Annotated in this window: 19 protein-coding genes and 3 pseudogenes; 7 read left to right on the top strand and 15 right to left on the bottom strand. The window is 52.2% G+C overall.

The genetic code is table 11. From position 1 onward, the window contains the following. The first annotated feature begins 69 nt into the window (after positions 1-69). Positions 70-477 (top strand): hypothetical protein, encoded by a 408-nt coding sequence (locus DB847_RS09295; protein WP_108650427.1) that lies wholly within the window; start codon positions 70-72, stop codon positions 475-477. 209 nt (positions 478-686) lie between these two features. Here the strand turns inward: DB847_RS09295 and DB847_RS09290 are convergent, their stop codons facing one another. After that, on the bottom strand, positions 687-1,631 hold the full coding sequence (locus DB847_RS09290) for a LysR family transcriptional regulator (protein ID WP_108650426.1): 945 nt from the start codon (positions 1,629-1,631) through the stop codon (positions 687-689). 136 nt (positions 1,632-1,767) lie between these two features. On the opposite strand from DB847_RS09290, the gene acuI reads away from it, so the two are divergent. From acuI to DB847_RS09275, 3 genes and pseudogenes are all read left to right on the top strand, one after another. Continuing rightward, entirely contained in the window at positions 1,768-2,751 is a 984-nt protein-coding gene (acuI, locus tag DB847_RS09285; RefSeq protein WP_108650425.1) for an acrylyl-CoA reductase (NADPH), read from the top strand. Between the two features lie 1,159 nt (positions 2,752-3,910). Further along, positions 3,911-5,151: pseudogene (sstT, locus tag DB847_RS09280) on the top strand (serine/threonine transporter SstT). A 152-nt stretch (positions 5,152-5,303) separates the two neighbouring features. Further along, complete coding sequence (locus DB847_RS09275; protein WP_108650424.1) at positions 5,304-5,606, top strand: Rieske (2Fe-2S) protein; 303 nt, start codon at positions 5,304-5,306, stop codon at positions 5,604-5,606. Between the two features lie 148 nt (positions 5,607-5,754). Here the strand turns inward: DB847_RS09275 and DB847_RS09270 are convergent, their stop codons facing one another. From DB847_RS09270 to DB847_RS09225, 10 genes and pseudogenes are all read right to left on the bottom strand, one after another. Continuing rightward, a complete protein-coding gene (locus DB847_RS09270) occupies positions 5,755-5,973 on the bottom strand; it encodes a hypothetical protein (RefSeq protein ID WP_108650423.1) in 219 nt (72 codons plus the stop codon). An 81-nt stretch (positions 5,974-6,054) separates the two neighbouring features. Continuing rightward, positions 6,055-6,828, bottom strand: coding sequence for a Zn-ribbon-containing protein (locus DB847_RS09265; RefSeq protein ID WP_108650422.1), 774 nt, complete (start codon positions 6,826-6,828; stop codon positions 6,055-6,057). Positions 6,829-7,068: 240 nt separating this feature from the next. Continuing rightward, positions 7,069-8,219 (bottom strand): annotated as a pseudogene (locus tag DB847_RS09260) (hypothetical protein). Beyond that, complete coding sequence (locus tag DB847_RS09255; protein WP_108650421.1) at positions 8,219-8,590, bottom strand: GtrA family protein; 372 nt, start codon at positions 8,588-8,590, stop codon at positions 8,219-8,221. Before DB847_RS09255 ends, DB847_RS09260 begins: the two are co-directional and overlap by 1 nt. Then, positions 8,587-9,603, bottom strand: a complete 1,017-nt coding sequence (locus tag DB847_RS09250) for a glycosyltransferase family 2 protein (protein WP_108650420.1) — start codon at positions 9,601-9,603, stop codon at positions 8,587-8,589. The genes DB847_RS09255 and DB847_RS09250 overlap by 4 nt, the downstream gene beginning before the upstream one ends. Before the next feature lie 30 nt (positions 9,604-9,633). Next, positions 9,634-10,173: a hypothetical protein gene (locus DB847_RS09245; RefSeq protein WP_159084503.1), complete on the bottom strand. Its 540-nt coding sequence runs from the start codon at positions 10,171-10,173 to the stop codon at positions 9,634-9,636. A 507-nt stretch (positions 10,174-10,680) separates the two neighbouring features. Then, positions 10,681-11,979 carry a serine--tRNA ligase gene (gene serS / locus DB847_RS09240; protein ID WP_108650418.1) on the bottom strand — a complete coding sequence of 433 codons (1,299 nt, stop codon included), beginning with the start codon at positions 11,977-11,979 and terminating at the stop codon, positions 10,681-10,683. 164 nt (positions 11,980-12,143) lie between these two features. Further along, positions 12,144-13,492: pseudogene (locus DB847_RS09235) on the bottom strand (replication-associated recombination protein A). Further along, on the bottom strand, positions 13,489-14,175 hold the full coding sequence (lolA, locus tag DB847_RS09230; protein ID WP_407644442.1) for an outer membrane lipoprotein chaperone LolA: 687 nt from the start codon (positions 14,173-14,175) through the stop codon (positions 13,489-13,491). The pseudogene DB847_RS09235 and the gene lolA overlap by 4 nt, the downstream one beginning before the upstream one ends. A gap of 4 nt (positions 14,176-14,179) precedes the next feature. After that, positions 14,180-16,615: a DNA translocase FtsK gene (locus DB847_RS09225; RefSeq protein ID WP_108652945.1), complete on the bottom strand. Its 2,436-nt coding sequence runs from the start codon at positions 16,613-16,615 to the stop codon at positions 14,180-14,182. Between the two features lie 537 nt (positions 16,616-17,152). Here DB847_RS09225 and DB847_RS09220 point away from each other — a divergent pair. Next, a complete protein-coding gene (locus tag DB847_RS09220; RefSeq protein WP_108649240.1) occupies positions 17,153-18,037 on the top strand; it encodes an IS982 family transposase in 885 nt (294 codons plus the stop codon). Between the two features lie 338 nt (positions 18,038-18,375). Here the strand turns inward: DB847_RS09220 and DB847_RS24335 are convergent, their stop codons facing one another. Together DB847_RS24335 and lrp are read right to left on the bottom strand one after the other, a co-directional pair. After that, a complete protein-coding gene (locus DB847_RS24335) occupies positions 18,376-18,540 on the bottom strand; it encodes a hypothetical protein (RefSeq protein ID WP_159084502.1) in 165 nt (54 codons plus the stop codon). 30 nt (positions 18,541-18,570) lie between these two features. Next, positions 18,571-19,068 carry a leucine-responsive transcriptional regulator Lrp gene (lrp, locus tag DB847_RS09215; RefSeq protein ID WP_108650417.1) on the bottom strand — a complete coding sequence of 166 codons (498 nt, stop codon included), beginning with the start codon at positions 19,066-19,068 and terminating at the stop codon, positions 18,571-18,573. Between the two features lie 157 nt (positions 19,069-19,225). Here lrp and ald point away from each other — a divergent pair, with 157 nt between their 5' ends. Next, positions 19,226-20,344 carry an alanine dehydrogenase gene (gene ald / locus DB847_RS09210; RefSeq protein WP_108650416.1) on the top strand — a complete coding sequence of 373 codons (1,119 nt, stop codon included), beginning with the start codon at positions 19,226-19,228 and terminating at the stop codon, positions 20,342-20,344. A gap of 32 nt (positions 20,345-20,376) precedes the next feature. Here ald and DB847_RS09205 read toward each other — a convergent pair whose 3' ends face one another. Together DB847_RS09205 and DB847_RS09200 are read right to left on the bottom strand one after the other, a co-directional pair. Then, a complete protein-coding gene (locus DB847_RS09205; RefSeq protein ID WP_108650415.1) occupies positions 20,377-21,174 on the bottom strand; it encodes a substrate-binding periplasmic protein in 798 nt (265 codons plus the stop codon). 370 nt (positions 21,175-21,544) lie between these two features. After that, the gene (locus DB847_RS09200) at positions 21,545-22,936 is read right to left on the bottom strand and encodes a D-alanyl-D-alanine carboxypeptidase family protein (protein WP_108652944.1); all 1,392 of its coding nucleotides are present in this window, start codon (positions 22,934-22,936) and stop codon (positions 21,545-21,547) included. Between the two features lie 589 nt (positions 22,937-23,525). Between DB847_RS09200 and trxB the strand changes: the two genes are divergently transcribed. Then, a complete protein-coding gene (gene trxB / locus DB847_RS09195) occupies positions 23,526-24,485 on the top strand; it encodes a thioredoxin-disulfide reductase (RefSeq protein ID WP_108652943.1) in 960 nt (319 codons plus the stop codon). Positions 24,486-24,507 lie beyond the last annotated feature (22 nt).

Here is a 24,507-nt window from a genome sequence, read left to right as displayed (position 1 = left end):
ACAAACTAAGCTCATCTTGGCCTGACTCTTGCTGAATACGGATCAGGCGTCAAAGTTCGGAGGTTAAGGATGAGTATCGCCAATCCGCTATACGGACAACCCCTTGATATCTGGGAAAATAAGGTACTGCCAATCGAGTGGCGCATTCAGCATAATCACACCGGCTGGACAGCTGATATCGGCGATTACGTTCAGCTCACCGCCGGTGAGCACCAGCTCTCACTCCATGTGCGGATCACCAATCTCTGGGGAGATAACTCCATTACAGGCGTTATCGAGGACTTCGATAATTGCCTTCATCCTGAAAATAAGAGTTACAGTGATCTCATCACCCGGGAGATGAAAGAGCTTATCGAATATGATAAAGAGTGCAAAATCAGCTTATTAGGCTACACACTCGGCGAGAAAATCTCATTTAATATGGCCCATATCAAAGGGCCGGTATGCCGAGGGGATATCTCAATTTTTCAGGATTAACGTAAACGCTGTAGCAGGGACTGGCAATTTCTCCACCCCTCATCATGATCAACTACTGATATGAATCAGCGACAACATAGCTCGTCTGCCACTGGGTTGTAAAAAACCAGCAGCCTTGTGGATTGTGCCTTCAAAACCAGCTCATTGCTGCTCCCTGCGCTGAACATTTGCAGAGGTAACAGCTTCTAAAGAGAGAGCGACAGCAGAGCCTAAGTCTCCAGCCCCATCTGCTCGACTCGCTGACTAATCAGTCGGCTGCACTCCTCGGTGATCACCTGGCGGATCCACTCCTGAGCCGGAGAGTACTGACAACGAGGGTGCCACAGCAGTGAGTAATCAAAAGGCTTAAACGCAAAGGGTAAGGGTTTGACCACCAGATCATGCTTGGCCGCCTCAAGATAGGCGAGATCCGCTGGCGCGGTAATGATCAGAGGCAGCTGATCAATGATCGCCAATGCAGCTCCCAGGTGATAAGCCCTCAGCACCTCTCGTGGCTCTCCATAACCCTGGCGTGCCACCTCAATCAGAGCCTTAACCCCGTCGCTTATCGCAATCATTGCATGCGGATAACTAAGATAATCCTCTATGCTGAGATCTTTATCGGCCAAAGGATGGCTGGCATGCACCAGGCAAAACACACTCACGGCTCCAAGAGAGCTGCGCTGAAGCGGCGCCGGCGTTGAAGTCACCCGGCAGATCGCCATATCGGCGCCTTCTGTGGTGAGTTGTGCCGTCAGTTGATCGGCACGCAGCGGAGCAAAATGCAGCGCTATGTTGGGCGCCTCCTGATAAACCCGGGGCAGCGCGAAGGGCAAAATGGTTTGCATCGCATAATCGGTAGTGGCTATGGTGAATAGCTGATTGCACTGGGTCGGATCAAAGTCGGAGGGTGAAAGGGTTTCGCGAAGCTCCTCCAGCGGGCTGGCACAAAGACGCCCCAACTCAAGAGCCCGCTCCGTGGGCAGTAGAGATTGCCCCTCCCGGGTAAACAAAGGATCATCGAGCAGCAACCGCAGCCGCGCCAACACTCGGCTCATGGCGGACTGGCTGAGACTGAGCCGTTGAGCAGCCCGGGTGACGCTCTTCTCTTCCAGCAGGATCTGCAGTGCAACCAGCAGACGCACATCGCGACGATAGAGTGATTCGAGTTCCATATTTCCTCATGACCTCGGTAAGGGATTGCTCATCTATGCACATTATGCATTAATAGTGTGATTAAAGTTCATTTCATGCATGAAAAAATTACCCTTACACTTTGTACAACTACACGCTGCTAGCTGAGATAATCCTATGTTTAAAGCACTGCTACTGAACCAACAGGACAAAAAAACCACAGCTTCTGTTGAGATGCTCCAGCCAGAACAACTCCCGGAAGGTGATGTTCGCATTCAGGTCACCTACTCCTCTTTGAACTACAAAGATGGCCTTGCCATCACAGGAACCGGCAAGATCATCCGCCAATTCCCCATGGTCCCAGGCATAGATCTGGTCGGTTCGGTCATCGAATCTGCCGATGCTCGCTATCAGGTGGGCGATAAAGTGGTCCTGACCGGCTGGGGTGTCGGCGAAAATCACTGGGGTGGCATGTCTCAGCAAGCACAGGTCAAGGGTGACTGGCTGGTGAAGCTTCCCCAGGGCATGGATGAGAAACAAACCATGGCGATCGGCACCGCCGGACTCACCGCTATGCTGTGTGTGATGGCGCTTCAGGATGGTGGGATCACCCCGGATATGGGACCAATCCTGGTAACAGGAGCCAGTGGTGGTGTCGGAAGCGTTAGCGTTGCACTGCTGTCCAAGCTCGGCTACAAGGTCGCCGCCGTCACCGGCCGTCCTGAAAATGGCCCTCTGCTCGAGGAGCTCGGAGCCAGCGAAGTCGTCTCCCGGGATACCCTGCTGGAGCCTGCTCGCCCCCTGGACAAACAGCTTTGGGCCGGTGCCATAGATACCGCAGGTGATCAGATCCTGGCCAAGCTGCTGACCCAGATCAACTATGGCGGAACCGTTGCCGCCTGTGGCCTGGCCGGTGGATTTGGGCTGCCAACAACTGTGATGCCATTTATCCTGCGTAATGTGCGACTGCAAGGCGTTGATTCCGTGTACTGCCCCAAGGATCGTCGTGAAGCTGCCTGGAAACAGCTGACCGAGTTGCTTCCTGAGAGTTTCTATCAGCAGGCCTGTGAAGAGATCTCTTTAGAGCAGGCGATTGAGTTTGCTGATAAGATTGTCAAAGGCCAGGTCACCGGCCGGGTGGTGGTGAATCCAAACCTTTAATCCCATAATACAATCCTTAAAAAGAGCAGGCGACCACCTGCTCTTTTGTCCCATCTCTCCATAATGCTTCTACTTGAAAACGCTCTCTTGTTCGGCAATTCCACAATGTATCTCAGGCTTTTTTGCAGGGAATAATGCTGCTGATCTTTAGCTTAGTTTCTATGCCATTCCGCAACACAGAGCCCCGCTGTTTCTAACCGGGAAATGAGAACCCTATAACTTTCTGCCTGATAAGATTGTTGGGCTCAGTACCTAAGGGGTCGAAGCGACGCTTCTAAAATCGAAGATTGATTACAATATCAAGATAATGCCTGGAAACGGACTTACCAGCTAACGCTTAAGCGTCCAAATCGCATCTTATTCACCAGAGCCGAACTTAAAAGCATGAAGCTCTGTTTAAATGAAGCGACCCACTCTATTCCCATCGCTATTTTCTCTACAAGCTAAAAAACCGCCCGGATACCCAAGCCACGGGTTTTGAAGATCTGAAAAAATATCAGACCTATGTTCTGGGTCAGGTTCTACTGGACTCAAAGGGCTTGCATGAGGGGATTCACAATCAGAGGGTCAACAAAGCCTGGCAAAATATGGTGAAGCATTATCGGGGGCGTATCTATCTCGCACCGGGCTCCGCTGGCCTATTTGGCCTGCGAATACGCAACACAACTCTGATATGGAACAACTTAAAAAACTTTTTTGCTCGTGGATAAAAGCGGAATTTATATGGCCGCCAATCTGAATGTGCCTGATCAGCTGTTCAAGAAATTGCGCAGGCTTTGAAGCTGCTCATCCTGCAGGAACTGCACACTGAAATTGTTGCAAAATAGAGTAAATGGGCACCATGAGAGACTCTGTTACACAGAAAAAGCCTATCGCCAGCTTTCTTTTATTCCAATAAATGTAAGAGTCACGGGATGAATTACGAAGCGAATCCCCTTCTTTGAGCCAAATTCACCAGTAATCCCCCGAATACCCTCCATATATTCTGATTATTTTTAAAGCTACCAAAACAGATAATTTGGTGTTACTTTCAATAATCCGCGTCTGTGACATCAATTGTCGCGGCGGATACCTTCAGGGTGGCGCTCAAAATATAAAGATCACCCGATAAGCCTCCGGGCCCGGATATTCCTCAAACCAGATAAAGGCAGGCAGTGTAATGAATTATCTTAAAATGATCCTAATGAAACTCTATCAAGGTAACCTTGTCCTCCAGATTCTGATCGGCATTATTGCCGGTACCATTCTGGCAACCCTGTCCCCACCACCGCCCTGTCTTTTTCCCTGTTAGGCTCCCTGTTTGTTAGCGGCCTGAAAGCTGTTGCCCCGATCCTGGTGTTTGTGTTGGTTATCGCGGCGCTGGCAAATCATAAAAAAGGGACACAAACCAATGTACGCCCGATCCTGATCCTCTATCTAGTCGGAACCTTTGCCGCAGCACTGACGGCGGTGGTGATGAGTTTTCTCTTCCCCACCACCCTGGCTCTGACCAGCCATATGGCCGAGGCGACTCCTCCGGGAGGGATTACAGAAGTCCTGCATACTCTGCTGTTTAAGATCGTGGATAACCCGATCCACGCCCTGAGCACCAGTAACTTTATCGGGATCCTGGCCTGGGCTGTCGCTATTGGCCTGGCCCTCAAGCATGCTTCAGAGACCACCCGCAAGGTAATCACCGATCTCTCCGATGGTGTGTCCAGCGTGGTTAAATTTGTGATCCGCCTGGCCCCGCTGGGGATCTTTGGCCTGGTCGCCAATACGGTGGCCCAGACAGGTTTTTCAGCGCTGGCAAGCTTTTCACATCTATTGATGGTGCTGCTGGGAAGCATGCTGGTGATCGCCCTGGTTGTAAACCCTCTCATTGTCTGGTTCATGACCCGTCGCAACCCCTACCCTCTAGTACTGACCTGCCTGCGAGAAAGTGGCGTCACCGCCTTCTTTACCCGCAGCTCTGCAGCCAATATTCCGGTCAACATGGAACTGTGCAAACGCCTTAAGCTCCATGAAGACACCTATTCGGTCTCGATCCCATTGGGGGCGACCATCAATATGGCGGGAGCTGCAATCACTATTACCGTAATGACCCTGGCCGCCGTGCATACCGTCGGGATCCAGGTCGATTTTGCCACAGCAATCCTGCTGAGTGTGGTCGCCGCTATCTCGGCCTGTGGAGCCTCAGGGGTTGCCGGAGGTTCGCTGCTGCTGATCCCACTGGCCTGTAACCTGTTCGGGATATCCAACGACATCGCGATGCAGGTGGTTGCGATCGGCTTTATCATCGGGGTAGTTCAGGACTCCGCGGAAACAGCCTTGAATAGCTCTACCGATGTGCTATTCACAGCTGCGGCCTGCCAGGCTGCCGGGGAGCTTGAAGCAAGCGAGCTTCAACCCACCAGCTAAATGATCACCCGCTGGCAGCAGTCTGTTGACTGCTGCCCCCTCTTTTTTTCGCCACAAGCCGCTTTGACCTTGCCTCAAGGGGTTATTTCTCAAATTGACTCACCGTGCCATAGACTTGAATAGATAACACTGAAAGGTTGAAGGAAGCACGGATGACATTAATCGGCCCAATCAAGGATTTTGCAGCTCAGGGGATCTACCCACTGCTGATTGACGAGATAGCCCTACTGCTGGTGCATACTCCCAACGATTACTATGTTGTCGAAAATCGCTGCGGGCATTTTGGAATTCCACTGGATGATGGTCGGGTTGCCGATGAGCAGATCATCTGCTCCGGACATGGGATCGCCTTTAGCCTTAAAACCGGCAAGGTGATGAACCGCCCCTATGAGAATTGTCATCCGATTAAGGCGTACCGGGTGATCCTCAAAGAGGGCAATATCTATTTTGAATAGAGATCCATGGGTAAGAGGGCACTATTCTGTCGGGCAAGCTGGAGAGCTTATCGGCTCATCCGCAAATGCCTGAATCCCTAAATTTAACCATATCCAGACTTGTTTTAGGGGGGAGGCAATACAAAGCCCTGAATAAACAAAGCGTACGCTATGTTCCCGACCCTTCATCATCATGCCGGATAAAGCCGTGTTTTGAGTTGCGCTGAGTGAAAGGCCGCTCCGGGATCCCCTCCTCAAGGCTCAACAATCGACACCCGGGATAAAACTCATGAACATAACGAGCCGCCAACTCTTTGCTACCTCTGTCGAGTAGCACCTCAATTAACTTATCAGGATCAACCTCAAGCAAGATCGTATAAGTAGTCATCCAGCCTCACTCAGGCTCAGGGAACAGGATCTTCCACTGTAGCGAACCAGCCCCTTAAAGTAACTGCCGGAAAAAGGCCGATTATTTAAAATCCCAGCTCAGATTACTCACTAATAGACACTTATCACACTTAAAATCAAAGATATCGTGGATCGGCTGCTCGAGGCGCCACTCCCCGCCACAGCGCGGGCATAATCTAGCCAACTCCTGCTCTTTGCTGGCCCCACCGATCCGATACAGATAGTAATAGGTGGGTGTTTTACTGATATAGGCGATCCGCTTGGCCAGATCATAGCCGCGGCGAAACAACCGGCTCTGGGTTGTTCCCAGCTCATCGAGGGTCTCGTGCTCCAGTACCGAGCCTCCCATCTGCAGCTCATCGGCCGCACACCACTCCTGTTGCCATTTCAGCACCGCCTTATGATCGCCGTTGGCCACCGGCTCCGGCAGCCAATACAGAGGGATTGGGGCAAAGTCCTCACCACAGCGCAGCGGTGAGCAGGTGCTAAGAAAAGTGGTGAACAGAATCTGCCAGCTTCGCTCCTGGCAGTTATCTGTATGATCCGAAAAGAGATCCTGTCCCGTCACCCTGACCTTAGGCTCCAACACCCCGGCGCTATGTAGCAGTGCCTTGAGTTTCTTAACCTGCAGCGAATGGTTGCGCTCACTGACACTATCACCCTCGGGGCAGACGACCCTGGCAACAAAGACTCCCTCCTGCATTGAGGTTGGAAACTCCCGGCCTAAAATCTGTCCGTTATAACGTAACGCTTCCAGGTACTGACTAATCGCCCGCTCCACCGCTGTGATCGTGGTATCTTGATAACATTCAAAGGTTAGCTCTGCGGTGTACATAGGAGACTCCGATATCAGGTATGAGGAACAGCTCACCAACAAGACCCCATGGGATGAGATAGTCAGCGACAGTGATCCAGCAGGATCTTTATCTGGCGCTGACTATACACAAAAGCTCTGGGGATGAAAAAGTTTTATGATCAAGCTTTGAGGAGCAATGGCTCTGCCTCCACAATCTATGGAGCTGTACGCCGGGCAAGGCCATGAGGGAGCTTATACCCTGCATGGCCCGAAATGAGCTTACACAGTAAAAAACAGGTGATCGATAAAGCCCATTGCGATGAAGGAGGCGACCATCCCTGACAGGCCGAGAATAGCAGGACGCAGCGATGGCCAGCGACGAGTGAGCAGGATAATCGCCAGTAGGCTGGGATAGAGACCAAAGATGTAGCGCGGCATCGCATCCAATCCTGTCATCAGAGGGATCATACAGCAGATAAACATCATCACTGCCTCGGCCCAGTATCTGCGGCTCAGCAGCCACAGGTTCAGTGCCCAACCAAATAGCACCATCAGAGCCAGGTAAAGCTTACGTCCCCCTTCATCAAAGCCCTCACCTAACCAATGGAGAGGATTGGCTATATGCCGACCCCAGGCGATCTGAATATGTTTGAAGGCAAAAGCATCTCCGGTGAGATGGTAGAGGTAAAACATAAAGGCAAACAGCCCCAGGGGGATCAGCCAAATCCCAGGATCACAGTTAAGGAGCGTTCACTAAAACGCACAAGCTCACGCCAGCCATAAGCCTGCCATGCCAGGATCAGCACGGGAAAGACCATCATGACCCCAAGATTTCGGGTCCCCGACAGGAGTACCCCCAGTAGCCCGACCCATAACCATTGGCGGCGATAGGCACAGAGGAACATTGCCAGCATCAGGGCCATAAAAAGTGGCTCGGTATAACCCGAAACAAAATAGGCCGAGAAGGGAGAGAAAGCGAGCAGCCAGACTCCGAAGCGTGCCGTATCCTCACCCAGCCTGAGCTGTCGCAGGCACAATAGCATCAACGGCAGGGAAATAAAGAAAGCCAGGTTCGCCACCAGGATCAGCGAGCTGATCGCATCCAGCCCGGTCACAGAGGCAAGGCCCCCGCTGAGCATGGGGAAAAGCGGCATAAAAGCCCAGCTCGCTGCATCCCCGGAGCCTAGCCAGTGAGGGATCTGATCGTAACCCAGTTCAACGATATGCTTATACCAGATGCAATCAAATCGGCAGTAGGCCATCAGGGGTCCGGTAGGCTGATGGTAGAGATCGTAGAGGTGCACGGCCACGGCCGCCAGGCCAAACAAAGCCGCTCGACTGATCACAAATGCAGATATCACCAGCCCCCAGTCCCTGAGGCTCAGGTGCAGACTCGGTCGATAGGCTGTTCTCTGTTCGATATCAGACATTATGTAAATACCCAGATTTTAGAGAGTAGATAAGTAAGAATGGTGACGGTTAGGGTGGCGATCACCACAGGTAACAAACCAGATAAACCGCCCCACAGCAACCCCGTCAGCAACAAGTTACGCACCGCCAATGCAAACAGTGCCACCAGTAAGAACTTACCGGCTGCCCCATGCTTTTGAAAGGTGATATAACGATGTCCAAAAAAGGAGAACCAAAAGGCTACCGCAAAGGCCAGGGTCGTCACCAGGTGCTCCGAGATGTTTGGCCATACATGAAACAGGGCAACCGAGGTGGCAAGATCCACCAGGGTTGCACCGCCCCCCACCAGGCCAAAACGAAACAGCCGCCAAAACTCCTGAGCCGCAATCATGAGCCCTGCTTCTCCTGTGAGGTTGGCTGATCCTGTATCTCCTGCTCATCCGGTTTATCTTCTTTGGCATATTGGCCATAGACCCCCTCGACAAGGAAGATGGGACGCTGCTTGATCTCGATAAACATCCGGCCGATATACTCACCTATGATCCCAAGTGAGATGAGCTGGATCCCGCCGAGAAATAGCACCACAGACATCAACGAGGCATAACCCGGAACATGGATCCCAAAGAAAATAACCTTAGTGATGATCTTGAGAATGTAGAGAAAAGCCACAAAAGAGACACCGATCCCCACATAACTCCAGACCCGCAGCGGCCAGCTGGTAAAACTGAGCAAACCATCCAGCGCAAAATTCCATAGCTTCCAGTAGTTGAACTTGGTTTCGCCGGCGTGTCGCGCCGGCCGCTCATAGGGGACTCCTACAGAACGGTAACCAGTCCAGGCAAACAGTCCTTTCATGAAGCGGTTTCGCTCAGGAAGCTGCTTAATAGCCTCGACCACCCGGCGATCCATTAAGCGAAAATCCCCTGCGTTTTCAGGAAGCTGGGTCTGATTGGAGAGCACATTAAACAGGCGATAAAAACCACCTGCCGTCACCCGCTTCATCGGTGTATCCGCACTTCTATCCTCGCGAATGCCATAGACGGTATCATAGTCACCGGTTTGCCATAGTCTGACAAACTCAAGGATCAGTGAAGGAGGATCCTGCAGATCAACATCCATAGGTACCACCGCATCTCCCTTGGCATGATGAAGCCCGGCCGTCAACGCCGCCTCTTTACCAAAGTTTCGCGCAAGGTTCACCAGGGTGATCCTGGGATCCTTCTCGATCGCTTGCTCCACCGCCTCACGGGTCGCATCTTTACTTCCATCATTGATGAAAACTATTTCAAGCCTCTCTTTGAGAGGCTCTAGCTCCTGATCGATCGCCTCGATGAAGCTTTCAATACTCTCTTGCTCGTTATAGACAGGTACGACTAATGAGATGCTAAATTCTTTATTCGACATGGAATGATATCCTTGTATTGGGGCGAATGATCACTCAGCCTTCATCTGCAAAGAGCGAAAGTTCAGCACTTGGTTTGCGGTAAATGATAAAAAATTCAATTGGTTAGGCGCAGCTTTCAAATAAGCGCCAGGAAGGTCGAAAGTTAACACCTGACTTCCCTTGTTGGCCAGCCGGATGGTATGAGTCCACCCCGATTCTAAAGAGACCTTGATCACAGCTCCAGGCTTAGGGCTCTCCAGCCAAACCGTTGCTTTCAGGCCTTTAACCTTTTGTGCTAACCCAAAATAGAGCCCACCTTTTCCTTCCAGGGTCACTCCATCCGTAGAGATCTCATCAGACCAGCCCTTGCGGGATAGAAAGGGGCTGGGGGTAACAAAGTTCATGATCTGCCCGGGTCGATAGATCATCTTGGAATCACCCTGCCAGAACAGGGTCTTGCCCTCCAGGTAGTAGAGCCGATAGGAAAGGCTCACCTTAGGCTGGGTCGCAAGGTAAAGTGTATAGAGATAAAATACGCTCAGAAGCACAACTGCTGCGATCAGCCATAACTTTCTACCCGAATTTGCCACTTTGTTAATCCCCTGCTTCAATCTTACTCCCCCGGCTTACAGGCCTCGATTCCGATTAGTAACAGCTCCCACAAAGGGGGACTTGCTGCTTATCCCCTCTTTCAGTGAAGGGCTAACTAAATACGGTATAAATCACTTTTACTGATAATAGCCGCACTTAACCCTGGCACAAAAAATGTCGTAACCCTTAGTCCAAAGATAGACCCATATGAGTGTCAACCATCTTCAATGCCACTACAAGTTTAAGAGATCTAATCTGAGGGGAGACTCGGGTAAAAACCTAAGACCAGGGCAAAATATGCTAGAAATTATGGAACTTTAAAAATCTTAGTCCGTGGGTGGACAACGCTGGATGGGTGATCCCCGTGCTAATTTCCATATCTGTGGCTCATCAGCTGAGAAATAAGACTCATAAAATCAGCCTTCTCATCGAAGGAATTGGGCAAGCGCCATAAAAAAGCCACGCAATGCGTGGCTTTATCAAAGGGCAACTAAGCAGTTGCTGAATTAACCGATATGGGTCTTGCCACCCATGTAAGGGCGCAGCGCCTCTGGGATCTCAACCCGGCCATCGGCCTGCTGGTAGTTCTCGAGGATCGCCACCAGGGTACGGCCCACGGCCAGACCAGAACCGTTGAGGGTATGCAGCAGCATCGGCTTACCATCTTCACCCCGAACCCGAGCCTGCATCCGGCGCGCCTGAAAGTCACCACAGTTAGAAACTGAAGAGATTTCACGATAGGTGTTTTGTGCTGGCAACCAAACCTCCAGATCATAGGTCTTGGTCGCACCAAAGCCCATGTCACCGGTACACAGGGTCACGACCCGGTATGGCAAGCCTAAGCGCTGCAGCACCTTCTCGGCATGGCCACGCATCTCTTCGAGCTGCTCAAATGATTTCTCAGGATGAGCCAGCTGAACCATCTCAACCTTGTCAAACTGGTGAACCCGGATCAGCCCGCGGGTATCACGGCCGTAAGAGCCAGCCTCGGAGCGGAAACATGGGGTATGTGCAGTGAGACGGATCGGCAGCTCATCGGCATTGATGATCTCATCACGGGCAAAGTTAGTCAGGGGAACCTCAGAGGTTGGGATCAGCGAGAAGCGGCGAGAAGCCTGCTCAACATCCGCTTCACCATCGAAAGAGGTGTGGAACAGATCCGCAGAAAACTTAGGCAGCTGACCGGTTCCGGTCAGGGTTTCGGCATTTACCAGGTAAGGTACATAGCACTCCTGATAGCCATGCTCCTCGGTATGCAGATCCAGCATGAACTGAGCAATTGCACGGTGCAGGCGAGCCACGCCGGCCTTGAGAACATAAAAACGTGAGCCAGCCAGCTTACGGGCACAGTCAAAATCGATGCCTGCCAGGCCCTCACCCACATCCACATGATCGCGGATCTCAAAATCAAAGACCCGAGGCTCACCCCAGCGAACCACCTCAACATTTTCTTCTTCATCCTTGCCCACAGGAACCGACTCATGAGGCAGGTTCGGGATCGAAAGTGCAATCGCTTCAATCTCAGACAGAACGGTATTCAACTCGCTCTTGCAACGCTCAAGCTTATCGCCCAGCTCACCCACTTCAGCGATCAGAGGCTGGATATCCTCTCCACGACGCTTGGCGGACGAGATCGACTTGGAGCGCTCATTACGCTCAGCCTGAAGCTCTTGAGTCTGTACCTGCAGCACCTTGCGCTGCGCTTCCAACTTTTGAAGAGTCTCTACGTCTAGCTCATAACCACGAGTTTTGAGAAGACGTGCCGCCTCTTCGACCTCTGCACGCAAAAATTTTGGATCAAGCATCGTAAACCTACTTTTTGTAACTTATCTATGTCCCGAGTCCCTCGGTTCGCAGATCTTAACTGCTAAAAAGCTTGCAGCCATCGACAGACAAACGAGTGGACGAGCCCACAGTCTACCAAAGACGCAGTAACTTAAAAGCGTCTAAACCATATTTCATTCAACAATTAACCGAGCGGCGTCTTTTTATACCGTTTTTGTGGGCTATTTTGATCCAGATCAGCCAGGTAATCGAGCTTTTGGCGGATCTGCTTCTCCAGGCCACGCTCTGTAGGCTGATAGTAGTTTCGCCCGGCAAGCTCTGGTGGAAGGTAACACTCTCCGGCAGCATAGGCGCCGGGTTCATCATGGGCATAACGATATTCGTCGCCATACCCGAGCTCGCGCATCAATTCGGTCGGGGCATTTCGAAGGTGCACCGGCACCTCATAATCCGGAGCCTCTTTGGCATCCGCCAGGGCACTTTTCCAGGCGGTATAGACGGCATTGCTCTTAGGTGCAGTGGCGCAATACACCGCCGCCTGGGCTATCGCGCGCTCTCCCTCGGCCGGACCGATGCGCTCAAAGCACTCCCAGGCGCTCATCGCCACCTGCATCGCCCTGGGATCCGCATTACCGATATCTTCAGAGGCGATCGCCAGAAGTCGCCTGGCAACATACAGAGGATCGCCGCCGGCACTGATGATCCGAGCATACCAGTAGAGAGCCCCATCCACCGAGGAACCACGTACCGACTTATGAAAGGCACTGATGAGATCGTAATAGTGATCGCCCTGATTATCCATCCGGGCAACCCGCTCCCCGGTGACTTCAGCCAGTAGTGGCTTAGAGATCTGCTTCACCCCCTGCTCTATCGGGGCACTGTCACACAAGAGCTCCAAATAGTTCAGCGCCTTGCGCCCATCCCCATCCACCAGCTGGCATAATAACTCACGCACCCCGGGTCCAAAGTTAAGGGATTCAGCACTCAGGCCCAGCTCTGAACTCAGGGCCTGCTCCAGCATGCTGTCGATCTCAAGCTCAGTCAGGCGCTGCAACCGATAGACCCGCACCCGGGACAACAGGGCATTATTAAGTTCAAAGGAGGGTTTTCAGTGGTTGCCCCGACGAAGATGAAGGTGCCATCTTCGATGTGTGGCAAAAACGCATCCTGCTGGCTCTTATTAAAGCGATGGACCTCATCGACAAACAGCAGGGTCTTGCGCCCCAGTTGCTGATTATCCTTGGCTCGCGCCGTCGCCTCACGGATATCCTTGACCCCGGAGGTCACAGCAGACAGTCGCTCTACCTCCGCCTCACAGTAGCGGGCCAATAGCTCAGCCAGGGTGGTCTTGCCGGTTCCGGGAGGCCCCCACAGGATCATCGAGTGACCCATCCCCGCCTCAATGGCACGCCGCAGGGGCTTGTCCGGTGCCAGCAGGTGGGACTGACCAACATACTGCTCAAGATTTTGCGGCCGCATTCGCGCTGCCAAAGGGCGAAAATCCGGTGCAAAATCAAAAGAGAAGTTACTCATCGGCGCTGATCGTCCACATCCGCCCCGGCCGGAGGAGTGAATTTAAACAGGCTTGACTTAAGTCCCGGGTTATCATTGATATTTTTGAAGATAAACACACTGCGCTGGCCCTGGGCCTGCTCCACTTCAAAGCGACTCACATTGTTGGTCCGATCAAAGGTGACCCGGAAGCTATGCAGCAACTGTGCGGGATCTCGGCTGGTGACCGTATACACGGGATCGTCATAGGTCACATAATAGTTTTTCCAAAACTTGTCGGTACCTGAGCTTATCAGCAAAAACGGAGTATTAGTCACCGCATCGGCAAGGTTCATCACGGTCACCTGCCCCACTTCGGGATCACTAATCCACAAAGAGCTGCCATCTGAAACAAAAAGCTCCTTCCCGGGCTTTTCTGCCTGCCAGCGGAATCGATCCGGGCGCTCAATCTCAACCTTACCCGAAGAGCGGGATAGCTCCTGACCCGTACTATCGTAAACAATCTGCTGATAGTCAGCGCTAAACTGCTTGATTGAAGCCAGCCGCTGCTGCAGCTGGCGAGCGGCATAGCTCAGATGAGATACATCGGAGCTTGCCATAGAGCGGTCCGTTGATTTCGATGAACTGCCGGTCGTTGTTGCCCCATGGGCCTGCAACGACAGTGCCAGTAGCAGTGAGCTACAGCCAATAAAAAATCGCTTCACTAAATTACTCCTTCATCGGGGGAGGAGCCAGCACATCTCGCTGACCATTACCGCCCGGGGGACTCACTATGCCCTGGGCTTCCATCTGTTCAATAATTCGAGCCGCACGATTGTACCCTATCTTGAAGCGCCGCTGCACACTGGAAGTGGAGCCTCGTCGTGATTCCACCACAAAGGCCACCGCTTCATCAAACAGCGGGTCGAGCTCTTCATCACTCGACTGCTCACCCGGTAGTAGAATATCAGAGGAAGATTCACCACTGAGAATCGCTTCAATATAGTTGGGTTTACCCCGCAGCTTCCAGTCAGCCACCACCCGGTGGACCTCATGATCATCAACAAAGGCACCATGAACCCGGGTCGGTGCACTCTCCCCTGCCGGCAGATAGAGCATATCCCCCATCCCCAACAAAGACTCGGCGCCCGGCTGATCCAAAATGGTCCGGGAATCAATTTTACTGGAGACCTGGAAGGAGATCCGGGTCGGAATGTTGGCCTTGATAAGACCGGTGATCACATCCACCGACGGGCGCTGGGTTGCCAGGATCAGGTGAATACCTGCGGCACGGGCCTTCTGGGCGATCCGCGCAATCAGCTCTTCCACCTTCTTACCGACGATCATCATCATGTCAGCAAATTCATCGATCACCACGACTATGCTGGGCAGCTTCTCCAGGGCCGGTGGCATCTCATCCATGCTGTCGCCAGGGCGCCACAGCGGATCGCACAAAGGTTGACCACTCTTAATTCCGGCCTCTATCTTGCTGTTATACCCCTTAAGATTACGCACCCCCAGGGCAGACATCAGCTGATAACGACGCTCCATCTCACCGACACACCAGCGCAGGGCATTGGCCGCTTCTTTCATGTCGGTGACCACCTCGCTCAACAGATGCGGGATCCCTTCATACACAGAGAGCTCCAACATCTTGGGATCGATCATGATAAAGCGCACATCTTCCGGAGATGCCTTATATAGCATGCTGAGGATCATCACATTGACCCCGACCGACTTACCCGAGCCCGTGGTTCCCGCAACCAAAAGGTGAGGCATCTTGCCCAGATTCACCACCACGGGATCACCCGCGATATCTTGTCCAAGTACCAGAGCCAGGGGGTTGTCTATATCGCGAAACGCTTCGCTATCAAAGACTTCACGCAAAAACACCGTTTGCCTGAAACGGTTAGGCAGTTCCAATCCCACATAGGGCTTGCCCGGGATCACCTCAACCACCCGTACACTCATCGCCGACAGCGAACGTGCCAGATCGCGAGACAGGTTGGTGATCTTACTGACCTTCACTCCCGGCGCCAGCTCCAGCTCAAAACGGGTGATCACAGGCCCGGGGTAAACCCCGACCACCTTGGCCAGCACGTTGTAATCTGCAAGCTTGCTCTCCACCAGAGCAGCCATTCGCTGCTGCTCCTCTTCACTGATGGTGGTCTCCTGCTGTTTGGGTTGATCCAAAAGCTCCACCGAAGGCAGTGGCTCAAGGGCCTCCTGGCTCTCCTGCCCCGGGATCAACTCCTCAGGCTGAACCTGAGCCACCTGCCAGGGAGCCTGGCTCGTCTCCCCGGACTCGGTCTCCCAGGGCATATCTCCCATGGGGGAAGCCTGAGGCTCAATCTCCGGGTCGACCATTGGGATGGGAGACTCCTCCTCAATCTCAGGGGTGGTCAACACGGGCTCCAGCGGCGTTTCCTGTTTACGCTTAGGCTTTCGGGGAAGCCGCTTGACTGGTGCCGGCTCCGGAGTTTCCAGGAAAGTCGGGACGCTATCTTCCATGCCCCCTTCAAGTTCGGCCGAGGCACGGCGCAATGGCCACAGGCGGATGCGCGGTAATCCCTGCGCCATTTTTTGCCAGGTGTCTGAGATATTCCACAGCCACATCGCCCCCTGAATCACCCCGGCTCCCACCTTCTCGATCACCAACAGCCAGGAGCAACCACTAAACAGAGGAAACCCTGCTCCGATGAGGCAAAGCTGTAACAGAGTGAGTCCCAGCGTTCCAAGCAGGGGCCACAACAGGCGGATCATCACCTCACCGATCAGGCCTCCCCCTGCAAAGATACCAAACAGCGAGGTATTGAAACTGGCCAGAGTCGAACTCCCCACCCAGATCAGCAACAAGCCGACGAGCCGCAGGCCAAGGGTCAAAAAGTCCCATTCAAAGAAAGGCTTAGGTCTCCAGAGGAGGCCTTTCGCAATAAACAGCAACAAGAAAGGCAGCAGGTATGCCCAGAAGCCGAAGCCAAACAGCAACACATCGGCAACCCAGGCTCCAAAGCGCCCGGCTACATTATGAATCGGCCCGCTCCAGGCGGTTTGAGACCACCCCGGATCGGCCGGACTGTATGAGATGAGTGCAATCAACAGGTACAGGGCACTGACCCCGACTATGATTAAACACGCTTCCATGACCCTTGATAGAGCTGACATCGCCTTGTTCTCTTTTCCTGCGGCCAAACAACGACTCCTTTTTGATTGTACAAGCAATCAGCCAGGGGCGATAAACTCTCGCCCTGGAAATTAGTTAATTCTGCTCATTGTAACAAGACAGTGGCATGCACCCAAACCGCGAAGGAGCCCCTTTTAGGCTCAGGGAGGTGATTGCTGATGTTTTATCCAGGTCGTCCATCAGATGGTTGCTTTATCTATGCACATCAAACAAGCTCCATGGATCGTCAGGAGAAAGTTCAAGCAAGAAAGCAGGAAAGAGGCGCCCGCAAACATTTGCTACCTCAATGGCACACAGACAGACCCCTGACCCATTCGCGCTAAGTTACGACCAAAAAACCTACAGGACGGGAGTAGAGACTCTCCTTCACGGTATGGCCCTGAGAGATCCCCAGATAAACGCCTTTCGGATTGAAACAATCTGCTAAATAACCTGAGCTGCGCATAAGAGGGGAACTAAAAGCCCAAGCTGCGATCTGATCGTTTGTCCAGAACCATCAATCGCCAAGGAGCTTGGGCATGATCAATTTAGAAGCTATTTTCGTTGATGTCGATGATTTCTGTCAGGTCTTTCTACCCGCTTGGCAAAAACAGCAGATCTCCTTAGGTGTGAAGCAGCGGAACAGACCCTCTCGCCTGGCTGTCAGTGAAGTGATGACCATCGTCATCGCATTCCATCGCTTGGGATTCCGAGACTTTAAATCCTATTATCTTCAGTTCGTATGTAAGTACTGGAAAAGCGAGTTCCCCGGCCTGGTGAGTTACACCCGGATGTTGAAATTGATGCAAACGACCCTTGTCCCTTTGTGCTCCTATCTCACCCACAGACAAGCAAAACCTACTGGGATTGCATTCGTCGACTCAACAAAACTTCAGGTTTGCCATAACCTTCGCATCCCTCGACATCAAGTATTTCAAGGTGCTGCCAAGCGTGGCAAAGGAACCATGGGGTGGTTTTATGGATTTAAATTGCACCTTATTATCAATGATCAAGGTGGTGTTATCTCGGTCAAATTAACCCCAGCCAATGTTGATGACAGAACTCCTCTTCCTGAAATGTGCGAGCAGCTCTGGGGTTCACTCTATGGAGATAAAGGCTATATTTCAGGACCACTTGCAGAAGAGCTGGCAGACCAAGGGGTCACATTAATTACCAGCATCAGGAAGAATATGAAACCAAAGTTGATGCGGCTATGGGATAAGCTGATGCTTCGCAAACGCTTCATCATTGAAACCGTCTTTGATCAGCTGAAGAACATCTCTCAGATAGAACACTCACGGCATCGTAGCTGCGTCAGCTTTATGGTGAATCTCCTTGCTGGCCTCATTGCATATACCTTCCAGGAAAAGAAGCCGAGCATCCGAATGTCTCGGCTTGAAAAGGAAGCGCTTATGCAGATCTGAGGTTAAATAACAGCCCAAGCATAGAAGAATACCCGGGCAATACTGAAGTGTGCTCAATCAGCCCCTGTGTCAAAGGGGCAAATGGCTGTCGACTCCTTTGAAGGGGTGCAGGAGCGTTATCTGTCACTCTCCCCTGCATGACATCCGCTCATCCTTTGCAGCTGACATCGGGCTGGCATCAGCTCTCAGGAATGATAGCCGATGCGCTTGAGCATGGATGAATCAATGCAGAGTTCGTCTCGATACTCATCTCGGCAGATATTGCCAAGTTCAAAGCATCTATTCAGAGCTATTTCAGATTCATCAGAATCATCAAATTCGACTCGACTAAGAGAATTTCAGGCTTTGCTAAGCTGACCTTCTGCAGCAAGGGTGTAGCTGCAAAGCAGCGAAACGAGCAGCAGGATGCTGAACTGGAGGCGGGTATCAGGGAAGATACCCGCTGCAGCAGAGCGGCCAAGGACGGCACTGCGATTCAGCCTGTAAAGTCTGAGATTAATCACAGCGTTGTCTCCATTTATGGAGAAAATGCTCTAGTTACTTTCAGTATCAATCTCCAGACAATTGCTCTGCTTCACCTCCTCCATCACCACATAGGTTCGGGTATCACTGACTCCTGGCAGTCGCAGCAAAGTATCCCCCAACAGACTGCGATAGGCAGACATATCGCTGACCCGGGCCTTGAGCAAATAATCAAAATCCCCCGATACCAGGTGACACTCCTGAATATCTTTCAGTTCCAGGACCGCCTGATTAAAGCGCTCAAAGATATCAACTTCGCTGCGGGTCAAAGTGATCTCAACAAACACCAACAGGTTTGCCCCCAGGTAGCTGGGATTGAGGTGAGCCGAATATCCCTCAATATACCCCTGACGCTCCAGACGCCTTACCCGCTCCAGGCAGGGGGTTGGGCTCAATCCAACCCGTTTTGAAAGCTCGACATTAGAGATACGCCCGTCATGCTGCAGCTCATTGAGGATCTTACGGTCGATGCGATCCAGATCTTTCACTGTCTTATTGTTATCTTCCATCCCACTTTTCCTGTTTATCGTAAAATGTGTGAAATAAATCACTAACTTGTTGTCTTTTGTTGATACAAAAAGTTATAACTAGAGAATATACTAGCTCAAACTTAATGACCATAAGCCACTCCCGGCTCAACCTATAGCAATAACAAGAGGCGTTCCTATGATCATCGGTGTACCTAAAGAGATTAAAAATCACGAATACCGCGTTGGCATGCTCCCAGCCAGTGTACGAGAACTGACGTCACACGGCCACTCGGTATTTGTAGAAACCCAGGCGGGGAGTGGTATCGGCTTTAGTGACGATGACTATCGCCAGGCCGGCGCAGAGATCCTGGGAACGGCTCAGGAAGTTTTTGCTAATGCAGAGATGATCGTCAAGGTAAAGGAGCCTCAAGCCGTTGAGCGCGCCATGCTGCGCCCGGATCAGATCCTCTTTACCTACCTTCACCTGGCTCCGGATCTCCCACAAACAGAGGAGCTCATCAACAGCAACGCGGTGTGCATCGCCTATGAAACCGTCACCGACAACCATGGCGGATTACCTCTGCTGGCTCCCATGTCTGAGGTCGCCGGACGCATGTCGATTCAGGCCGGAGCTCTGGCACTGGAAAAATCCCATGGCGGACGCGGCATGCTGCTGGGCGGGGTACCCGGTGTTGAGCCAGCCAAAGTGGTGATCATCGGTGGCGGTGTGGTCGGCTCTAATGCGGCGCGGATGGCGGTTGGCCTGCGTGCCGATGTAACCATTTTGGATCGTAACATCGACACCCTTCGCCATCTGGACAGTGAGTTCCAGGGCTCGGCTCGTCTGGTCTACTCAACCGCTGAGTCTATCGAACGCCACATTTTGGAAGCCGATCTGGTTGTGGGAAGCGTACTGATCCCGGGCGCTGCTGCGCCTAAGCTGATCACCCGTGAGCATATCAAGCGAATGAAGCCGGGTGCCGCCATTGTAGATGTGGCGATCGATCAGGGCGGCTGTGCAGAAACAGCAAAGGCCACCACCCATCAGGAGCCAACCTACATGGTCGACAACGTGGTCCATTACTGTGTAGCCAATATGCCAGGGGCTGTGGCTCGCACCTCGACCTATGCCCTGAACAACGCAACCTTGCCTTATATCATTAAGCTGGCGAACAAGGGCTACAAGCAAGCACTACTGGAAGACAAGCACCTGCTGGCAGGCCTGAACGTGATCCACGGCAAGCTCACTTGTCCTGAGGTCGCTGAGGCTCACCAGATGAGCTATATCGACCCAGCGGAAGCGTTAAACGGATAAATAGCCCAGCCGTCGGATAGTCTATCCGGCGGCTATTCATCACCTTCAACTCCCCACCGCTTTAATAACCGATGGTAGGTTCCGTCCGCTACCAGCGCTCGGTATCCCAAATCAAACTCTTGCCGCATCCTCCCCTGATCCTTACCCAGCATCAGATAGGAGCGGGAGATGGCAAAGGGCTCTAATTTGCGAAACTTCTCCTTCCACCCCAAACGGTGCAGCGCATAATCAAATGATAACTCATAGCCAACCAGGGCATCGATTCTGCCCCTGTCCAACAGCCTGAAGCCATGCTCAAATTCACTGAAGCGATGACGGTGGATCTGCAAGTTGCTCTCGATTAACTGTTCCCAACGCGTTCCGTAAGAGAAATCACGGTACACCCCAACCCTCAATCCACTCAACATCGCCAATCCATCGCCCCTCAAAGTTGATGGCCGGTTACGGCTGACGTATAGCAGGTAGTGGTTTTGTGGATACACCAGGGACTCAGAAAACAGGTAGCGTGCCAAACGCTCCGGGTTTTTCACCGCTGGAAAAACAGCATCCACCAGCCCGGATTGCAGAAGCTTGATGACCCGGCTCCAGGGAGCTATGGTGAGCTCGACTCTATACCCGGCCTTGTGGAAACTCTTGATCACCACATCATAGGCCAAACCGGTAAAACGTCTGGATTCCTCTCCCGGTGCCAGTTGCTCATGGATGATCCGCTCTGCTCCCTCCTGGTAAAAACAAAAAGGTGGGTAATCGGTCAGTGTTGCAAGCCGAACCACTGGGCTGGCTGATACACTTGAGAAGCATCCCAGAACAAATAGAAGAAGAAACCGCATCCCGTACTCCCTGTCGCTACTCAAAGCTTAGCAACCAAGGCTCTGTTGACGTTTCAGATTTGGCTCTGCAGTTGGCAATTTTTTCATCCAGCAAGGCAGAAGATGTGTGGTGTAGTTGCTCTACATGAGCATCTGATAACGCTGCTGGGAGGAAAAATAGCCACTGCCCTGCGGGTTGCGCCTGAAAAAGCCCTGTTCATTGTTGCTCATCACTCATTTAGAACAACTAAACCTCATGATTCGCGTCGCGAACAGACCATTTTTAGAGGCAACAGGTTCAAAATTAGAAACGTCAACAGAGCCTAGGATCAGGATCAAAAAAGGGCATGCACAGCATGCCCCTTATCGGTCAGTCTAACTCTGTGGTGGCTTACACGTGGATATCGTGAGAGGCCAGCAGGTTATGGAAATAGAGAGAGACGCTTGCGGTCATCCGGGTAAAGAGCCCACCCTGCTCCACGCCATTGAGGGCAACCAGCGGCTCGCTCTGAATCACCTTACCCTTATAGGTAACCGTCAGTTGACCCAGTTTTTCGCCCTTGGTAACCGGCGCCTTGATGTTGCCATCAAATTTCAGGGAACTCTCCAGCTGCTTGGCATCGACACTTGCCGGCAGAACCAGGGTCAATGGATGGCTGACCCCCACAGAAACCTTATCCTGCTGCCCACCCCAAACACGCTGCTCAGACAACTTGTCGTTATTGGCAAACAGAGTCTGCTGCTTAAAGAAGCGGAAGCCATAGGTCAGCAAAGACTTACTCTCGGAGGCCACATCATTGAGTGACTTGGTGCCCAAGACCACGGCTACCAACTTCATCGGGTTACCCGGCATCTCGGCAGAGCTCACCAGAGAGTAGCCCGCCGCCTTAGTGCTTCCGGTCTTCATACCCGTTGCATATTTATAGGTAAACAGCAGGCGGTTGAAGTTAGGCTGACGGATCCCGTTATATTCAAAATCTTTTTGGGCATACCAGTGAAAATACTGGGGATAGTCATTCATCACATGCTGACCGAGCAAGCTCAGATCATAGGCAGTTGAAAAGTGCGCCGGTGCCGGCAGACCCATCACATCGGTGAAATGGGTATTCTTCATCTTAAATTGCACCGCCATGGCATTCATCATGGAGACAAATGAAGACTGGGAGCCCGCAATATAGTTTGCCAGAGTCACAGCTGCATCGTTACCTGATTCAACGATAACCCCCTGCAGCAGATCCTTCACCGTGACATAGGATCCGGGCTTGAGGAACATACGTGAGCCACCGGTATGCCAGGCAACCCGCGGCACCTGAACCTTCGAATCCAGAGAGATTGAGCCATTGGCCAATTTCTGCTCGGCGATGTAAAGCAACATCAGCTTAGTGATGCTGGCCGGAGCCATCCGCAGATTTGCCTTGTGGGCAGCCAGGATCTGGCCGGTTGTTCCATCCACAAGGATATAGGATTTTGCCTGCAGTTTAGGGGCAAACAACACATGCTGTGGCCACTGTTCGGCTAGGGTCGATGGGATCCCGTCCACACCACCGGCTTCAGCCGGAGCGGTTGGAACCTGTAGATGCTCAGCCACATTAGCCTGAACATCGACCGCACCATAGCTGTTCAGTGGTGCAGCTGCATCTGTGTACTGAGTCGCCGCAAAATAATCGGCCGCCGGGAGCGCTGTTTCAGAGGGATCTGCTCCTTGAGCCAGCGCAACGTTTGAAGCTAAAAGAGCTGCGATCGCCGCAGCCAGGGATATCTTGGAGATTTTTTTTCTCTGCATCATAAGCACAATAGGTTTCAAGTTGTTCAGGTCGCGGTGAGAGTGTATCTCAATATTTGTGAAGCGCATGCTACCCCATTTAACCAAAGAACACTAATCCTCCCTGCTGTCCCTCTGCAAAGCCACCAACCCTAACCTAAAGGCAACCGCATGATATATAAGGCTATTTATAAAATTCATCACTTTATACTCACTACGGGCCCCTCAGGTTTTTTTCAGACTGCGCCTGTTTTTGACTTTAGAATCTGTTGACCTTTCCTACTTTAAACCTGCTACCTCTGAAAATGTTCTGTTCGCGACCCTAATCATATTATTTTGGCGGCTCTAATTGAGTGTTAAGCAACAATAAGTTGAGATTTTTTCAGGCGCGCCCCATGGATTGGTGGCTATTTTTCAAGCCACCCTGGTTATCCGATCCCCATGCAGGATCACTCCCCCCATCCCCAGCCTTGTTGGTCGAAAAACGCTCACCACAGAACCAGATCTGAAATATCAACAGAGCCTGGATGTGAAGAAATCACAACACCCCTTTACCCTCTATAACGATTTATCTACAATCGGTGCCCTGAATGTAAGGAACCAAGCGATCATGGCTCAAAGAAAACATTGCAAACTACTTATTCTGGGCTCAGGTCCGGCAGGCTACACCGCAGCAGTCTACGCGGCTCGTGCCAACCTGGAGCCCGTGCTTATCTCTGGCATCCAGGAGGGTGGACAGCTGACCACCACGACCGAGATCGAGAACTGGCCCGGAGGCCACTCTGAGTTGACAGGCCCGGCCCTGATGGAGCAGATGAAAGAGCATGTCAGCCGTTTTGACACAGAGATCATCAATGATCACATCAATCATGTTGAACTTCTGGAAAAGCCATTTGTCCTTCATGGTGACCGCGGTGAATACAGCTGTGATGCACTGATCATTGCCACCGGGGCTTCCGCCAAATATCTGGGACTCCCCTCCGAGGAGGAGTTTAAAGGCAAGGGTGTTTCTGCTTGTGCAACCTGTGATGGATTCTTCTATCGTAACCGTGAAGTTGCGGTTGTGGGTGGTGGTAATACGGCGGTCGAAGAAGCTCTTTACCTGGCCAATATCGCTTCCAAGGTTCACCTGATTCATCGTCGTAACGAATTCAGAGCTGAGAAGATCCTGGTGTCTCGCCTGATGGAGAAAGTGGAAGAGGGTAAGATAGAGCTTCACCTGGAGCGCACCCTCGACGAAGTACTGGGCGATGCCATGGGGGTAACCGGAGTTCGGTTACGCGATACCCTGCAGACCGAGGAAACTGAAGAGCTGGCAGTGATGGGAGTATTCATCGCAATTGGCCACCACCCCAATACAGAGATGTTTGAAGGGCAACTGGCGATGGAAAGTGGTTACCTGCGCGTTCAATCCGGACGCAACGGCAATGCAACCCAAACCAGCATTGAGGGCGTATTTGCCGCAGGTGATGTGATGGATAATATTTATCGTCAAGCGATCACCTCTGCAGCAAGCGGCTGTATGGCCGCGCTGGATGCGGAACGATACCTGGATCATATCAGCGGCTAATCAAGCTCCCGGGGCGGCTATC

This window comes from Dongshaea marina, assembly GCF_003072645.1.
Classification (GTDB): Bacteria; Pseudomonadota; Gammaproteobacteria; order Enterobacterales; family Aeromonadaceae; genus Dongshaea; species Dongshaea marina.
This window is presented reverse-complemented; position numbering and strand designations above follow the sequence as displayed.

What these genes read in the sequence shown, in the direction of transcription:
- DB847_RS09295 (WP_108650427.1), top strand. Translation starts at nt 70, where the DNA reads ATGAGTATCGCCAATCCGCTATACGGACAACCCCTTGATATCTGGGAA.
- DB847_RS09290 (WP_108650426.1), bottom strand. Translation starts at nt 1,631, where the DNA reads ATGGAACTCGAATCACTCTATCGTCGCGATGTGCGTCTGCTGGTTGCA.
- acuI (WP_108650425.1), top strand. Translation starts at nt 1,768, where the DNA reads ATGTTTAAAGCACTGCTACTGAACCAACAGGACAAAAAAACCACAGCT.
- DB847_RS09275 (WP_108650424.1), top strand. Translation starts at nt 5,304, where the DNA reads ATGACATTAATCGGCCCAATCAAGGATTTTGCAGCTCAGGGGATCTAC.
- DB847_RS09270 (WP_108650423.1), bottom strand. Translation starts at nt 5,973, where the DNA reads ATGACTACTTATACGATCTTGCTTGAGGTTGATCCTGATAAGTTAATT.
- DB847_RS09265 (WP_108650422.1), bottom strand. Translation starts at nt 6,828, where the DNA reads ATGTACACCGCAGAGCTAACCTTTGAATGTTATCAAGATACCACGATC.
- DB847_RS09255 (WP_108650421.1), bottom strand. Translation starts at nt 8,590, where the DNA reads ATGATTGCGGCTCAGGAGTTTTGGCGGCTGTTTCGTTTTGGCCTGGTG.
- DB847_RS09250 (WP_108650420.1), bottom strand. Translation starts at nt 9,603, where the DNA reads ATGTCGAATAAAGAATTTAGCATCTCATTAGTCGTACCTGTCTATAAC.
- serS (WP_108650418.1), bottom strand. Translation starts at nt 11,979, where the DNA reads ATGCTTGATCCAAAATTTTTGCGTGCAGAGGTCGAAGAGGCGGCACGT.
- DB847_RS09225 (WP_108652945.1), bottom strand. Translation starts at nt 16,615, where the DNA reads ATGTCAGCTCTATCAAGGGTCATGGAAGCGTGTTTAATCATAGTCGGG.
- DB847_RS09220 (WP_108649240.1), top strand. Translation starts at nt 17,153, where the DNA reads ATGATCAATTTAGAAGCTATTTTCGTTGATGTCGATGATTTCTGTCAG.
- lrp (WP_108650417.1), bottom strand. Translation starts at nt 19,068, where the DNA reads ATGGAAGATAACAATAAGACAGTGAAAGATCTGGATCGCATCGACCGT.
- ald (WP_108650416.1), top strand. Translation starts at nt 19,226, where the DNA reads ATGATCATCGGTGTACCTAAAGAGATTAAAAATCACGAATACCGCGTT.
- DB847_RS09205 (WP_108650415.1), bottom strand. Translation starts at nt 21,174, where the DNA reads ATGCGGTTTCTTCTTCTATTTGTTCTGGGATGCTTCTCAAGTGTATCA.
- DB847_RS09200 (WP_108652944.1), bottom strand. Translation starts at nt 22,936, where the DNA reads ATGCAGAGAAAAAAAATCTCCAAGATATCCCTGGCTGCGGCGATCGCA.
- trxB (WP_108652943.1), top strand. Translation starts at nt 23,526, where the DNA reads ATGGCTCAAAGAAAACATTGCAAACTACTTATTCTGGGCTCAGGTCCG.